Source organism: Roseovarius gaetbuli, assembly GCF_900172365.1.
GTDB classification, from domain to species: Bacteria; Pseudomonadota; Alphaproteobacteria; order Rhodobacterales; family Rhodobacteraceae; genus Roseovarius; species Roseovarius gaetbuli.
In genome coordinates this window covers 1-15378 of record NZ_FWFJ01000043.1, presented here as the reverse complement: position 1 = coordinate 15378, position 15378 = coordinate 1, and the positions used below count along the sequence as shown (strand labels likewise).

General features: G+C 61.2%; 12 protein-coding genes. 5 read left to right on the top strand and 7 right to left on the bottom strand.

What is annotated here, in order from left to right; all coding sequences use genetic code 11:
• Positions 1-61: 61 nt before the first annotated feature.
• Together ROG8370_RS16295 and ROG8370_RS16290 are read right to left on the bottom strand one after the other, a co-directional pair.
• Positions 62-1432: an SLC5/6 family protein gene (locus ROG8370_RS16295; protein WP_085828231.1), complete on the bottom strand. Its 1371-nt coding sequence runs from the start codon at positions 1430-1432 to the stop codon at positions 62-64.
• A gap of 150 nt (positions 1433-1582) precedes the next feature.
• Positions 1583-2362: an SDR family oxidoreductase gene (locus tag ROG8370_RS16290; protein WP_085828230.1), complete on the bottom strand. Its 780-nt coding sequence runs from the start codon at positions 2360-2362 to the stop codon at positions 1583-1585.
• Between the two features lie 221 nt (positions 2363-2583).
• Between ROG8370_RS16290 and ROG8370_RS16285 the strand changes: the two genes are divergently transcribed.
• The gene (locus ROG8370_RS16285; RefSeq protein ID WP_085828229.1) at positions 2584-3597 is read left to right on the top strand and encodes a Hint domain-containing protein; all 1014 of its coding nucleotides are present in this window, start codon (positions 2584-2586) and stop codon (positions 3595-3597) included.
• Between the two features lie 109 nt (positions 3598-3706).
• Complete coding sequence (locus tag ROG8370_RS16280; RefSeq protein WP_085828228.1) at positions 3707-5314, top strand: peptide chain release factor 3; 1608 nt, start codon at positions 3707-3709, stop codon at positions 5312-5314.
• A gap of 73 nt (positions 5315-5387) precedes the next feature.
• On the opposite strand, the gene ROG8370_RS16275 is transcribed toward ROG8370_RS16280, so the two are convergent.
• From ROG8370_RS16275 to ROG8370_RS16255, 5 genes are all read right to left on the bottom strand, one after another.
• On the bottom strand, positions 5388-5981 hold the full coding sequence (locus ROG8370_RS16275) for a NapC/NirT family cytochrome c (RefSeq protein WP_085828247.1): 594 nt from the start codon (positions 5979-5981) through the stop codon (positions 5388-5390).
• Between the two features lie 106 nt (positions 5982-6087).
• Positions 6088-6804 carry a c-type cytochrome gene (locus tag ROG8370_RS16270; protein ID WP_170925275.1) on the bottom strand — a complete coding sequence of 239 codons (717 nt, stop codon included), beginning with the start codon at positions 6802-6804 and terminating at the stop codon, positions 6088-6090.
• Between the two features lie 196 nt (positions 6805-7000).
• A complete protein-coding gene (locus ROG8370_RS16265; protein ID WP_085828226.1) occupies positions 7001-9358 on the bottom strand; it encodes a TRAP transporter large permease in 2358 nt (785 codons plus the stop codon).
• 14 nt (positions 9359-9372) lie between these two features.
• A complete protein-coding gene (locus tag ROG8370_RS16260; protein WP_085828225.1) occupies positions 9373-10263 on the bottom strand; it encodes a TRAP transporter small permease subunit in 891 nt (296 codons plus the stop codon).
• Positions 10264-10374: 111 nt separating this feature from the next.
• Positions 10375-11460, bottom strand: coding sequence for a TRAP transporter substrate-binding protein (locus tag ROG8370_RS16255; protein WP_085828224.1), 1086 nt, complete (start codon positions 11458-11460; stop codon positions 10375-10377).
• A 233-nt stretch (positions 11461-11693) separates the two neighbouring features.
• Here ROG8370_RS16255 and ROG8370_RS16250 point away from each other — a divergent pair, with 233 nt between their 5' ends.
• Genes ROG8370_RS16250 through ROG8370_RS16240 form a run of 3 tightly spaced genes read left to right on the top strand, consistent with a single transcriptional unit; the run spans position 11694 to position 15107 of the window.
• Complete coding sequence (locus ROG8370_RS16250; RefSeq protein ID WP_085828223.1) at positions 11694-12956, top strand: SulP family inorganic anion transporter; 1263 nt, start codon at positions 11694-11696, stop codon at positions 12954-12956.
• 49 nt (positions 12957-13005) lie between these two features.
• Positions 13006-14463 carry a cache domain-containing protein gene (locus ROG8370_RS16245; RefSeq protein WP_085828222.1) on the top strand — a complete coding sequence of 486 codons (1458 nt, stop codon included), beginning with the start codon at positions 13006-13008 and terminating at the stop codon, positions 14461-14463.
• Positions 14464-14465: 2 nt separating this feature from the next.
• Entirely contained in the window at positions 14466-15107 is a 642-nt protein-coding gene (locus ROG8370_RS16240; protein WP_139838189.1) for a response regulator transcription factor, read from the top strand.
• The last annotated feature ends 271 nt before the right edge of the window (positions 15108-15378 follow it).

Genomic DNA, 15378 nt, shown 5'->3' with positions numbered 1-15378 from the left:
CGGTGTGCCTCGCGAGGCAGCCTGTCAGGCCTGAGGAGCGCGCCCCTGCCCGTCAAAAACCTCAGGCGCGCCGCCGCGCGCCTGCGATCACGGCCGCAAAACCAACCACAAGCACAACCACGCAAATCGCCAGAAGCTGTTCGTACTTATGCCCCTCCGGCAGGATCGCCGCTACAAACTGCGAACCGCGCGCGAAATAGGCCGCGGCCCCAAGCATCGCGGCGCCAAAGGCCACAACATAGGCCCAAAGCGCAATCTCGCGGCGCATCGCAAGCCCGACCACGAGCACCGGCGTCAGGAACATGCTCGCCGTGCCGCTGACGGCAGTGGCATCAAACAGCGTCTGATTGTCCCAAAGCGTCAGAAGCGTGCCGAGCACCATGAACACCACCATCGCGGCGCGCCCGCCGCCAAGGGTGCGCGGCCTAAGCCGCAGCTCGTCGACCACAAGGCGCGCGGCACTGGCAAGCGCCGAATCCAGCGTGCTAAGTGCCGAGATCAACAGCGACACCAAAAGCGCCACGAACAGCCAGGGCGGAAACATACCCGCCCATGTGCCGATCAGCTGGCCTTCGTATTCCGCGCCCACAAGCGCCGCCTGAATGCCGAAAAAACCGAACCCGATGATGCAAAGCGTCGAAATCCAGAAGGCATGCAGGAACGAACGCCGCGTTGTCGCCGGATCTGCGAGAAAGCCGCGATCCATCATCACAGGATCATGCGCCGGGTAGGAAAACACCTGAAGCAACGCAACCAGCAAAAGCACCTGACCGTTCCACGACCCCGATGTGCCCTTTGATGTCAGCACCGCCCCAAGATCAAAGCCGGGGCTCAGCACCAGCGCCAGAAAGGCAGCGGCAAAGACGCCGAGAAAGACCAACATCTGCAACACATCCGTGCGCAGCGCCGCACTTAGCCCCCCCCAGGCGCTATAGGCCAGCCCGAGCACCGCGACGACAAGGATCGCACCTTCGCGTGCCATGTCGACCTCGGGCAAGGCGGCGGCAAAAATCAGCCCGACCACCAGCAGATTGGCAAAGACTTCGGACAAAAGCCGCAGACCGATCACCAAGTTGTAACAGGCCACGCCAAGGCCGCCGAACCGGTCGCCAAGCCAGTCCTGAACCGAACGCGCGCCCCCGGCCCGCAAGCGATCGACAATGAAACCGCCAGTCAGGAAAGACGCGTAATAGGCCGCATAGGCCAGCGTGCCCCAAATGCCGTAGAAATAGCCAAGGATCGCCGAGTTCATCAACGAGCGCGCGAAAATCCAAGTGGTGACCTGGCTTAGCACCAGAACCATCAACCCCGGTGCGCGGCCGTCCTGACCGGTGCCGCTAAAGAAGCCTTCAATCGTGGCGCGACGTGGCGACACGACAAGGCTCGCGGCAACCACCAGTCCGAAAAGCCCTATAATGACCATAGCTTGCATTTTAGATCCGTCCCCGTTTCGCGTTGTTTACGATTTGCCTAGCAGCCGCCCGCAGGCGAAACCACACGAAACATCACGACCTACGAATTTGTGAATTGGTTTCCATACCTCCTGCCCGGGGACCGGACAGGAGCAGCTTTCAGTCGCTGTTTACAGCGTAGCGTTCACGCCGCCGCCATCCAGCAGGATATTCTGCCCGACGATAAAGCCGGCATGCGTGCTGCACAGGAAGGCACAGGTCGCGCCGAACTCCTCGATGGTGCCATAGCGACCGACCGGGATGCCCGCGCAGCGTTGCGCCTTGGCCTCTTCCATCGAGATGCCCTGCGCCTCGGTGACGCCCTTATCAAGCGAGACCGCGCGGTCGGTGGCATGGATGCCGGGCAGCATGTTGTTGATCGTCACGCCCTTGCCCGCAACCTGGCGCGAGGTGCCCGCGACATAGCCGGTAAGGCCTGCGCGCGCGCTGTTGGACAGGCCGAGCACGGCAATCGGCGCCTTGACGGATTGCGAGGTAATATTCACCACCCGGCCCCAGCCGCGCTCCATCATGCCCGGCACCAGCGCCTTGATCAGGGCAATCGGCGTCAGCATGTTGGCATCCAGCGCCTTGATGAAATCCTCGCGCTCCCAATCGGTCCACATGCCCGGCGGCGGACCACCGGCGTTGTTGACCAGGATATCGACGCCGCTCGCGGCCTCGAGCAGGCGCGCACGCCCCTCCTCAGTGGTGACATCGGCCGCCACGGTCACAACCTCAACGCCAAAATCGGCGCGGATCGCCGCCGCTGATGCCTCAAGCGCCTCGGCGCCGCGGGCGTTCATCACCAGGTTCACCCCAGCCTCGGCCAATGCCCGCGCACAGCCAAGCCCGAGACCCTTGGACGACGCACATACCAACGCCCGTTTGCCTTTAATCCCCAAGTCCATGTCGCACCTCCGTGTTGTTTCAACCCGGAATTAACACTGCCCGGATTAGAATGACCAGACAAATGCCAATTGCGCCCCCCACGACGGAGACCCGCCATGCCCCATTTCGATGCTGACACGGACCAGAATGTCCTCCTCATTGACCATATGCTGCCATAATTCTAAGTTATGCTGCAAGGCAGAGCGTTTCCTGCCCACCCCTTTGATATCGGCCGATTTGAATGACCAAGACCAGCCCCCGCCCCGCGCAATCCGTCCCTGTCTTTCAGGCGGTTGATCTGCGCGTTGTGAGCGGGGCCAATCTTGGCGATGCCTTGTCTTTTGCCACTGAGCTTGACCTTGACGACGTTTACGAGCTGCGCGCGCAGGCGCGCCAGTACCGCCTGTCGCTGACGCTCGACGGACCCGGACCGTTCATTATCGCCCCGGACACGGAGCTTGGCACGCCCGGCTCTCACCTGCATCTTGATTCCTGCCTGACGCTGATGTCGGGCACCGGTCGCACCAGCGAATTGCTGGTGCTGGTCGAGGTCGATGGCGCGGGGGATGTGGCGGATATCTATGCCATGCCGCTGGCGCATATGGCCCCCAAGACCGGCTATGCGCTTGTCGGGGTGGATCGTGACACGCCCTTGCAGAAGTTTGCACAGGTGGCCTGTGTGTCGTTTTCGCGCGGCACGCATATCACGCTGGCCTCGGGCGCACAGCGCCGGGTCGAAAACCTCGCGCTTGGCGACATGGTACTGACCCGCGACGATGGCCCGCAGGCGATCCGCTGGATCGGTCAATCCACCGTGCGCGCGGTCGGCGACTTCGCCCCGATCCGCATTCGCGCAGGTGCGTTGCACAACGAAAACGACCTTTTGGTCAGCCCCGATCACCGCTTGTTCATCTATCAACGCTCTGACGCGCTTGGCGCAGGGCGTCACGAGGTTCTGGTGCGCGCGCGCCACCTTGTGAACGGCGATAGCGTGCTGCGCGACTCCGGTGGCTTCGTGGATTACTTCCAGATCCTGTTTGATGCGCATCAGATCATCTATGCCGAAGGCATCGCCGCCGAAACCCTGCTTGTCGATCCGCGCACGCGCGCCGCGCTGCCCGCCGATCTCGGCGAGGCGCTGACAACAGGGGGCAGCGGCCACAGCGCGCGCCCGCACATGGAGTTCGAAGTTGGCCAAGCCCTGCTTGACCACCCCGACGCGGCGGAAATTTTGAAACGGGCCTCGACGCGGTAACCGCCCCAGAAAATTCTCCGAATTTTCTGGATCATTTTCTTCGCTAAGAAAATGCCCCTCTGCCACAGCCTTATTGCGCCCTTCTCATTGGCGCTCTATATGCGCGGTCATGTTAGACACCGCCTCAAACCGCCCCGATCTGCCGGCAGAAATTGCCCGGCGCCGCACCTTTGCGATCATTTCGCACCCGGATGCCGGCAAAACCACCCTGACGGAGAAGTTTCTTCTTTATGGGGGCGCCATTCAGATGGCCGGACAGGTGCGCGCCAAAGGCGAGGCCCGTCGCACGCGCTCGGACTTCATGCAGATGGAAAAGGATCGCGGCATTTCGGTTTCGGCCTCGGCGATGTCCTTTGATTTCGGCCCCTTCCGCTTTAACCTTGTCGACACACCGGGCCACTCGGATTTCTCGGAAGATACCTATCGCACGCTGACGGCGGTCGATGCGGCCGTCATGGTGATTGACGGCGCCAAGGGTGTGGAAAGCCAGACCCAGAAGCTGTTCGAGGTCTGCCGTTTGCGCGACCTGCCGATCCTGACCTTTTGTAACAAGATGGACCGCGAAAGCCGGGACACCTTTGATATCATCGACGAAATTCAGGAAAACCTTGCAATCGACGTGACCCCGGCGAGCTGGCCTATCGGGGTCGGGCGCGATTTCATGGGCTGTTACGACATGCTGCATGATCGCCTTGAGCTGATGGATCGCGCCGATCGCAACAAGGTGGCCCAATCCATCGAGATCGACGGGCTGGATGATCCGCGCCTTGATGAAAACGTACCCGCAAACCTTGTGGCGCAGTTGCGCGAAGAGGTGGCGATGGCACGAGAGCTTTTGCCCGCTCTCGACCCGCAGTCGGTGCTTGAGGGGCATATGACGCCGATCTGGTTCGGCTCTGCGATCAATTCGTTCGGGGTCAAGGAATTGATGACCGGGATCGCGGAATTCGGCCCCGAGCCGCAGGTGCAAAAGGCCACCCCGCGAGAGATTGCGCCCGAGGAAACCAAGGTCACCGGCTTTGTCTTCAAGGTTCAGGCCAATATGGACCCGCGCCACCGCGACCGGGTCGCCTTTGTGCGTCTTGCCTCGGGGCACTTCAAGCGTGGCATGAAGCTCACCCATGTGCGTAGCAAAAAACCGATGACAGTGACCGCGCCGGTGCTGTTTCTCGCCTCTGACCGCGAGCTGGCCGAAGAGGCCTGGGCCGGGGATATCATCGGCATTCCCAACCACGGCCAATTGCGCATCGGCGACACGCTGACCGAGGGCGAAGACCTGCGCGTGACCGGCATCCCGTCGTTTGCACCCGAGTTGCTGCAACAGGCCCGCGCGGGCGATCCGATGAAGGCCAAGCACCTGGAAAAGGCGCTGATGCAATTCGCCGAAGAGGGCGCCGCCAAGGTGTTCAAACCGGCCTTTGGCTCTGGCTTTATTGTTGGCGTCGTGGGGGCCTTGCAATTCGAGGTGCTGGCCAGCCGGATCGAACAGGAATACGGCCTGCCAGTACGGTTCGAGAATTCTCAGTTCACCTCGGCACGCTGGGTCAATGGCCCCAAGGCGGCGGTCGATAAATTCACCGAGGCCAACAAGCAGCACATCGCGCGCGACAATGACGGCGACGTTGTGTACCTGACGCGGATGCAGTGGGATATCGACCGGGTCGAGCGCGATTATCCTGATGTCACGCTGACCTCGACCAAGGAAATGATGGTCTAAAGCCTGTTAATGTCGCATGTTCGAGACGCTCAGAACCGGTTCCCACTTTTGAGCAACATGCTCTAGCGCGGCGCTAGTCGTCGCGCTCCACCTTGGGTAATTTGTGTGCAATGCCCTTGTGGCAATCAATGCAGGTGCTGCCGTCGGGCGAATGGCCGGTCTGGGCGACCACTTCCATTTTCTCGACGGCGCGGCGCGATTGCTTGGTGAAATCCATCGCCTCGAAGCTATGGCAATTGCGGCATTCGCGTGAATCGGTTTCCTTCATCACCTCCCAGACATGCGCAGCCAGTTCGGCGCGCTTGGCTTCGAACTTTTCAGGCGTGTTGATGGTGCCGCGCAGGGTATGCCAGACCTCGTTCGTGGCCTGGATCTTGCGCACGACCTTGGGCCCCCAGGCGTGGGGCACGTGACAATCCGAGCACTTGGCGCGCACGCCAGAGGCATTCTTGTAATGCACCGAGGTCTTGTACTCTTCGTAAACCGTGTCGCGCATCTCGTGACAGGACACGCAGAACTCCAGCGTGTTGGTCGCCTCCATCGCGGTGTGAAACCCACCCCAGAGGATGATCCCGCCGATGCCGCCAATTCCATAGAGAACGCCCTGACCAAGCAAGATACTGGGCCGGGTAAACCAGCCCCATAGGCCACTTAACAATCGCAGCATCTGCGCCACTCCTTCACCGGGACAAAACCACTGGGACAAAACCACTGGGACAAAACAGGCGCGCGACACATCCTTTGCCACGCGCCCCGTGTTGGTGTCTTGCGCCCTACTCCGGCGGCAATTCGGCGGCGATATAGGCGATCACATCGGCCGAAATCAGATGATCAAAGGCACGCAGCCCCGGCATCGATTCATTCGGCTGACCGTTGAGGATCTTGTGCATCACCTCCCAGGGGTTGCCGACCAGAGAGGCCAGCGGCGGCATTTCCTTGGGCAACTTGCCCTCGTCGCCATGGCACTTGGAACAGACCGTGCGATAGACCTGACCACCGCGCTCTGCGTCGCCGGTGATCTTGCCCTCGCTGACATAGGCGGAATAGCCGTATTCACCATGCACCACGAAATTCGCCAGATCGCTCAGGTCGGTCTCGGAGAGGTAATCGCCATAGCCATGCGCATCGCCGGTCAGGACCGCGACCACCGCTGCGGGGTCGCCGTTCTGCATGCCGTTGACACCCTTGATGCCGGTGAAATGCTTGCCCGCGTTATAGGCCCCGTCAACGCCGTTGCCGTCCCAGCCGTGACACTCCTTACAGCGCCAGTTGGTGCCTGCCTTTTCGGCGTATTTGCCGTCAGCGGGATAAAGCTTGTGCGACTCCTTGGGCGCCTCTTGTTTGGTTTCGGCGTACCACTTGTCATAAAGCCGCCCGCCGCGCGCCACCGATCCCTGATCGGCCGCATAGGCAAAGGATGCGCTTAAAAGTGCCAGTGCCCCGGCAAGAAGCGCCGTGCCCGCCAGTGGTTTTGTAATCTGAGTGGTCATCATAATCCTCCTCGAAAATCGAGGCGACGCCTTGATAAATCCGGAACGCCCCAATATCACTCAACACCCGCGCGCCCCTGACGGCCTTGATCCATGTCATTGCGTGGCCCGCCAATGCGAGGCATTCGCGCGACTGAGACATGCAAAACGCCGAGGCGATGCCCCGGCGTTTCGTCGTCTCTCTCCCCTGACCGGCCTAGTTTGGCATGAGGGCCGGCACGATGGTGACAATCGACGGAAAGAACCAGAGGATCGCCAACCCGAGCACCTGGATCAGAACGAAGGGGAACACACCGCGATAGATATGGCCGGTCGTGACCTCTTTCGGTGCCACGCCGCGCAGATAGAACAGGGCAAAGCCAAAGGGCGGCGTGAGAAAGCTGGTTTGCAGATTCACCGCGATCATGATCGTCACCCATTTGGGATCGAAGGTGCCGCCATAGATCACCGGGCCCACGATGGGGATCACGATGTAAATGATCTCAAGGAAATCAAGAACAAAGCCCAGCACGAAGAGCACCAGCATCACGATCAGGAAAACCTTGAACTCGTTGTCAAAGCTCTTGAGGAATTCCTGAATGTAGTGCTCGCCGCCAAAGCTGATCACCACGAGGTTCAACAGCTGCGAGCCGATGAGGATGGTGAAGACCATGCTTGTCACCTTGGCCGTTTCGCGCACGATCGGGGTCAGAACCCCGCCGGTGTAAAGCACCCAACAGCCGAACAAGAGACCGAAGGCGGCATAGAGATAGGCCGCGTAGGCGACAAAGAAGGCCACCCAGGATTCAAAGCTGACGCCGCCCTGATTGATGCGCAGGTCAAAGTTGATGCCCATCAGGATCGCAATCACCACGGCCAGCGTGGCCAGAATGATGATCTTGGGCGAGCGATCCTGATCACGCAGCTTGCGATAGGCCGCAAGCATGATAGCCCCGCCCGCGCCAAGGCCGGCCGCCGGGGTCGGGTTGGTGATCCCGCCAAGGATCGAACCCAAGACCGCCACGATAAGCACAAGCGGCGGAAAGACCACGCGAATGATCTCGTTCTGGGCCATGCGAACGGCGCCATGGGCACAGCCGTAAAGCGCCAGTGCCAGCGGGATCGCCAGCATCAGGACCGTCGCCCCGGCGCTGTTTGACGGCGCGATCAGCAGGATATCCACCAGCAAGGCCAGAACGATCCCGAGTGCGCCAATCAGGAGTGGCGCCGCACTGGCCGAGGGTTTGACGCCCCGCGCCACTGCCAAGACCAGCCCGAGAATGACAAGGATCGTCGCCACGCCGGTGCCGACCGGGGCCGCGTCGGCCTCTTTCTCGGCAATGAGCGCGGTGATCTCTTCGGGGCTCAGGCGCACGCTTTGCTCGACCCCGCCAGCGGCGTCGATGGCGGCGGTTTCGGCCACTGCGATATCCCAGGCCTCCTGGCCGTGCAGCTCGATCATCGCCGCCTGACAGTCAGGCCCGACATTGGTGCGCAGGGATGCGTTCTGCCCCTGATCGGTAAAGCTGTCGACGATAAGGTTCTGCGAGCCGACAATCCCGAGCGAGGACAACAGCATGACCCCGGCAATCAGCGCGATTGGCACCCCGAGAAACCAGGTAAAGCTTTCGCTGCGGGTGATCACCTCGCCGCGCGTGCCGCTCGCCATCTGTACTGCGGGCGCCTTGGACGGGTTCACGAGGGCATAGCCAAAGGCATAAAGCGCGTAGAGCAGCGCCAGAAGGATGCCCGGCAAAAGCGCTGCCTGAAACAGCGTGCCGACCGAGACAACCGCCGGTTCGCCAAGATAGGTCAGGGCATCGCTACACCCGACCGACAGCGCGCGGTTTTCCTGTGCGACCGAGTAAAGATCGCCCGCCAGCGTGCCCAAAAGCACGATCACGATAGAGGGCGGAATGATCTGTCCCAGGGTGCCGGCCGCCGCGATCACGCCGGTGGCGATCTGCGGGCTATAGCCCGCGCGCAGCATGGTCGGCAGGCTCAAGAGGCCCATGGTCACCACGGTGGCGCCCACGATCCCGGTCGAGGCGGCAAGAAACGCGCCGACGACCACAACCGAAACCGCCAAACCGCCCGGAAGCGGGCCAAACACCCGCGCCATGGTGGTCAAAAGGTCATTGGCAATCTTTGAGCGTTCCAGCGTGATGCCCATCATCACGAACATCAAAACCGCCAGAAGCGTCTCGATCGAGGCGCCCGCAAGCACGCGTTCGTTGATCCGGTTGACGATGAAGGACACGTTGCGATCAAGCGCCACTTCCCAGCCACGTTCAAACACCGGCTGCGCAATGCGCGGCAGATCGGGATAGCGGAACACCGATATCGCATCGGCGCGCACCCCGCTGGCGACGATGGCGTTATAGGCCTCGCTGCCGGTGTCGATGGCTTGGTGGATCAGGATGCCCGCCGTGTCGAGCGCGGCAATGATCCCGAAAGAGATGATCCCGGCCCCGCCGATGGCAAAGGCCACCGGAAAGCCGGACAGAATACCCCCGAAGAGGCAAAGAAATACGATGATCAGGCCGATCTCGACGCCGTCAAGTCCGAATAGCATTGTGCCCTGCCCCTTTAATGTGTGCCTTCATAGGCTTCTTCACCTGCGCCAAGCGTGTCCTTGTCGAGGTATTTATTCGCGCTCTCCGGGCCTTCCTTGAACTCCAGATAAGAGCGCCAGAAAAATGCCATCGCATGCAGGAAAACCATGCCGGCGAATGAGATCAGCAGCACCTTGAACAGGAAGTAACCGTTAAAGCCATTCGGGCTAAAGCCGATGGTTTCCACGTTCCAGCGCAGGGCGCGCGATTTCATCAACAGCCGGTCAAGCGTGTCGCTTGCCGAGGGGTTCGGCACGATCAAATGGCGCCACATGAAATACCAGCCATACATCCAGGTCAGCACCGCCATCGGCATCATGAAGATCAGCGAGCCAACCATGTCGATCACCCGCTTGGCCCTGTGCCCGACGGCGGAATAGACCAGGTCAACCCGCACATGCCCGCCCTGAACAAAGGTATAAGTCGCACAAAGAGTGACGATCAACGCATTGTAAAGCTTGAGTTCTTCGGAATACCAGCTCACGTCGAACTGAAGCGGGATACCAAAGCCGATCACAAGGTCGGGGCGCGCGAAGATGCGTTGGATAAAGACGATGATGATCTGCTGGATCACCATGATAAGCCCGGCCCAGGCGGCAAAGCGCCCCACCGTATTGGCAAAGCCCTCAAGCCCGCGCACGAGACCCCACATAAAGCTGTTCTTCCAGAGTCCGATCCCGGTCAGGACCAGGAATGTGGTAAAGATCACAAAGAAAAAATCGACCGAGCCGCCGTAATAGACCACCCGCATGATGGCCTGTTTGTCCGACCAGTCCAGCCAAAGCTGTGGATGGCTGACGGCATAGCCCAGATTGTAAAAGGCCATGGCGATGTTCTGGAATACCCAGAGGATTGCGTCCAGCATCTCTTCCCCCCCTTTGCCCGGTTTTTCAGGTCCGGGTCGCCTGTTTTATTTGCGTGGTGACAGGCCCCGGAAACAACCGGGGCCCGCCATCTTCAAGGTCGTAAAGGGGATTTAGCCCAGAACCCGGTCGCGCTGTGCGGTATAGACGCCATCGGATTTCTTGATCCAGCCCGAGGACGATTTCAGCGAAGCGGTGTAGCTGTCATAGGTGCGCTTATAAAGCTCGTCGCCCATGTTTTCCTGATGCACGGCGTTCGAGGCTTCGCCGAAGGCATCCCAGACGCTATCGGGGAATTCCAGGGTTTTGACGCCATTGGACTGCAGACGCTGAAGCGCCGCACCGTTGTTGGACAGGAATTGCGCCAGGTTCCACTGGTGCGCTTCGGCACAGCCGATTTCAACCATCTTCTGCTGGGCAGGGCTCAGGCTTTCGAAGACTTCACGGTTCATGCCGATCGACAGGCCCGCGCCCGGCTCGTGGAAGCCGGCGGTGTAGTAGAACTTGGTGATTTCCTGGAAACCGGCCTTTTCGTCCGCCCAGGGGCCGATCCACTCGGTGCCGTCAATCGCGCCGCTGGCAAGCGCCTGATAAACCTCGGCGCCGGGAATGTTCTGAACGCTGGCGCCCAGTTTTCCAAGCGCCTTGCCGCCAAGACCGGGCATGCGGAACTTGAGACCGTTGAAATCTTCGGGGCCGTTGATTTCTTTCGAATACCAGCCACCCGCCTGCGCGCCGGTGTTGCCCGCAAGAAAGGATTTCAGGCCAAAGATCTGGCCAAGCTCGTCGTGGATTGCGGCGCCATCGCCGTGGTAATACCAGTTCACCAGCTCTTGCGCGGTCATGCCGAAGGGCACCGAGGTGAAGAAGGCATAGGACGGGTGCTGACCCACGAAGTAATAGTCGGCGCCGTGGTACATATCGGCCTGACCGGCGGTCACGGCGTCAAAGACCTCGAAGGCACCCACAAGTTCGCCGGCACCTTTGACTTCGATGGTCAGATCGCCATCGGCCATGCCGTTGATGTTGTCGGCAACGCGCTGTGCGGCGTCAAACACGCCTGCAAGGCCGCGGCCCCATGTGGTGACCATGGTCAGCGTGCGCTTGCCCTGCGCATAGGCCGGTGCGGCCAGGGCCGATGTGGCAACGGCGGCACCGCCACCAAGAGCGGTATTTTTCAGAAAAGAACGACGATCCATATGGTTTTCCTCCCCATTATTTGGATGCTCGGGGCGTTTGCGCCCCTCAGCGGATCACTTGAAGTGTGCCGACCTTAGAGCCGCACATTCAATCAGAAAATACCGACTACTGCGTATATAACGCATTTAGAGCAGAAATTTCGGTATCGCCCGCGCAGCAATGTGAACGCCGCAGCGCCGCAAATGGCCAATTTGCTCTTGAAGCCGCCGGGCGGCGGGTGTTGAGTTGCGCCATGAAACCCAAAATTCTGACCACCCTGCCCGGCTATAGCACCCGGTTGTTTCAGGCCGACCTTTTTGCCGGCATCAGCGTCGCCATGGTGGCGCTGCCGCTGAGCATCGCCATCGCCATCGCCTCGGGGGCCGAGCCGGGCGCGGGGCTGATCACGGCGATTGTCGGCGGTTTCCTGATTTCGGCCCTCGGCGGAAGCCGGGTTCAGATCGGCGGGCCGACCGGGGCCTTCATCGTGGTGGTCTACGGCGTGATTGCCGAGTTTGGCTATGACGGGCTTGTGCTGGCGACCTTGATGGCGGGGGTGATCCTGATGATTGCCGGGTATCTGCGCGCCGGCAGCCTTGTGCGCCATATCCCCGAGGCGGTGATCAACGGTTTTACCATCGGCATCGCCATCATCATCGCCACCAGCCAATTGCGCGATCTCTTTGGCCTTGAGACCGGCGCCCTGCCCGGCGAATTCCTTGAGAAAATCACCGCCCTCTGGGAGGCACGCGAGAGCTTTAGCGGCATGGCCCTTGCGATCGGCTTGGCGACGATGGTGCTGATCGTGGGGCTGCGGCGCGCGGCGCCGCGCTATCCGGGGCTTATCCTGGCGGTCGGGGTGACCTCGGCGGCGGTGGCGGTCTGGGTGCTGCCGGTCGATACGCTCTATTCGCGCTTTGGCGCGCTGCCCTCGACCTTGCCGATGCCGGGACTGCCCGAGCTAAGCTTTGATCGGGTGATGACGCTCTTGCCCTCGGCCATGGTCATCGCCTTTCTCGCCGGGGTGGAATCGCTTTTGTCCGCCGCCGTCGCCGACCGGATGACCGGCGGGAAATACCGCCCCAACGCCGAGGTGCTGGCCAATGGCGTGGCCAATATCGGCTCGGCGCTGTTTGGCGGGATGCCTGCGACCGGGGCGATTGCGCGCACCGCCACCAATGTACGCGCCGGCGGCCGGACCCCGGTGGCGGGGATGATCCATGCGCTGACCATTCTTTTGGTGATGCTTCTGGTGGCGCCGCTGGCGGGCTATTTCGCAATGTCGGCCCTGGCGGGGCTGTTGCTTTTGACCGCCTGGAACATGAGCGAGCCGCATAAATGGCGGGGCTACATGGCCGAGCCGACGTCGGACAAGGTGTTGCTTCTTCTGACGCTGGTCTTGACGGTGCTGGCCGACCTGACGGTGGCGATTGGCGTCGGGGTGGCGCTTGGGCTTGCGCTGCGCCTGCGCAAGCGCCACGCCCCCGAGGCCGACTGGACACCGCCCGACGCCTGATGCCGCCGAAACGCTGGATATCACGGCGATTTCGACGTATCGCTTTGCCATGATCCGCTTGTTCACCTCTTTCCGGCTGAATTACGGCCAAAAGCTTTTTCTGGTGGCGACGCTGCCACTGATCCTGACGGCGGTGGCGATTTCGGTGGTGGTGACGCTGCAATCGCGCCAACTGGCCGAGCGCGAGATCGAAACGCTAGAGGCCCAGTTGATCGAGGCCAAGCGCGCCGAGCTGCGCAATTACCTGTCGATCGCGCGCACCGCTTTCGTGAATATCTATGGCCGCGCCGCGCCGGATGACGAGGCCGCGATGCTTCAGGTCAGCCAGATCCTGTCGGGCATGCTTTACGGGCAGGACGGCTATTTCTTCGTGTTCGACTATGACGGCAACAACCTTGTCAGCCCGCGCAACACCGATCTGATCGGGCGCAACTGGACCGGGCTCGAAGATCCGAGCGGCGCGCCGATCACCGACGAACTTATCCGGCTGGCGCGGTCCGGCGGGGGCTATCACAGCTATGAGTGGCGCAAACCAAGCAGCGGCGAGCGCGCCCGCATGGTGACCTATGTCATCGGGCTTCAGGATTGGCGGTGGGCGGTCGGCACCGGCGTGTTCATCGACGATGTGGTCGCGGCGGTCTCGGCCTCGCGCGAAAAGGTCGAGGACCGGGTGCAAAAGACCTTTCTCTATATCGGCGCGGCAATGCTGGCGGCGCTGTTGCTGGTCTTCGTGTCGGGATTGTTCATCAACATCCGCGAACGCCGTCTGGCCGATGCCAAGCTCAAGAAACTGACCCAGCGGGTGTTTGACGCCCAGGAAGAAGAGCGCGGCCGCGTGGCGCGTGAATTGCATGACGGCATCAGCCAGATCCTGGTCGGCGTGCGCTATGCGCTTGATACGGCCAAGCGGCGGCTGGCGGCGGGCGACACCCGCGCGGGAGACACGCTTGACCGGGGCATCACCCACCTCTCGGGCGCCATTCAAGAGGTCCGCCGCATCAGCCGCGATTTGCGCCCCGGCGTGCTTGACGATCTTGGCCTTGGCCCCGCGATCAAGGCGCTCTCCGAGGGGTTCAGCGCGCGCACCGGCATCAGGACAAAGTTCAACACCGTGGTGTTCCGCAACCGCCTTGATGACGAGGCCAAGATCGCACTTTACCGCGTCGCGCAAGAGGCGCTGACCAATATCGAGCGCCATTCCGGCGCCAGCGAGGTCAAGATCGACGTGCGCGGCCATGCAGATGGGGCCACGTTGCGGATTTCCGACAACGGCTGTGGGCTTGACCACGCCAAGACCGATCAGACCCCCAATAGCGGGCTGGGCCTGCGCAACATGCAGGAGCGCATCGAACAGCTTGACGGGGTCCTGCGGGTGATCTCGTCGAAATCCGGCACCGTGATCGAGGCCAACGTACCGCTGACCCACCTTTTGCAACCGCAGGGCCGCTCTGATCCCATGCCGGATGCCGCCCCCCTTTCCGATCCAAAAACAAAGGCACGCGCATGACAATGACCCGCATTCGTATCGCAATCGTGGATGATCACCCGATGGTCGCCGAAGGCATTCAGTCGATCCTTGAAAGCTATGACGATGTCGAGGTGATCGCCACCCTTGCCAGCGGTCACGCGATCATTGAACAGGTCGGCGCGCTTGATCCCGATGTGATCCTGCTTGATCTCAACATGCCGGGGATCGGCGGGCTTAGCACCACCGAGATCATCCTTGAGCGCCGCCCCGAGACCCGCATTCTTATCCTGTCGATGCACGACAGCCCCGAATATATCACCAGCGCGCTCAGCCATGGCGCGGCGGGCTATGTTCTCAAGGATGTGCCGACCGATGAAATCAAGCGCGCGATTGACGCGGTGATGGCCGGGCAACGCTATCTGTGTACCGGCGCAAAAGGCTCGCTCGCGCCCTATGACAGCAGCGAGCGCGAACAGCTGACCAACCGCGAACAGACGATCCTGTTGCAACTGGCGCAGGGCAAGTCGAACAAGGAAGTCGGGGTTGCGCTAGATATATCGGTGCGCACGGTTGAAACGCATCGCAAGAACATCAAGCGCAAACTCGGGATTTCATCGACTGCCGGGCTCACGCGCTATGCGCTGGAACACGGGGTTTTGCAGGGCACGGGCGTGTCTTTATAGCTGTGGAACGCCTCGCATCTTTGACTCGATGCAGTGAATTTTGTGCCTCCTTTAAAGAGGCGGCGCCCGGTAAGAGCGCCCCAACCGTCAAGCCTTTTTGACCCAAACCGGACCGTCATCGCGGTATGTCCAAAGGTCTGCGTCGCGGATGGGGTGGATGGCTCCTGCATCACCCGGCGTCGCAATGCGCCATAGTGCAGTTGCTATGAACCGCTTACGAGAGGAGCCACCCAATGCAAGTTACAACGATCGGCTTAGATTTAGCCAAGAA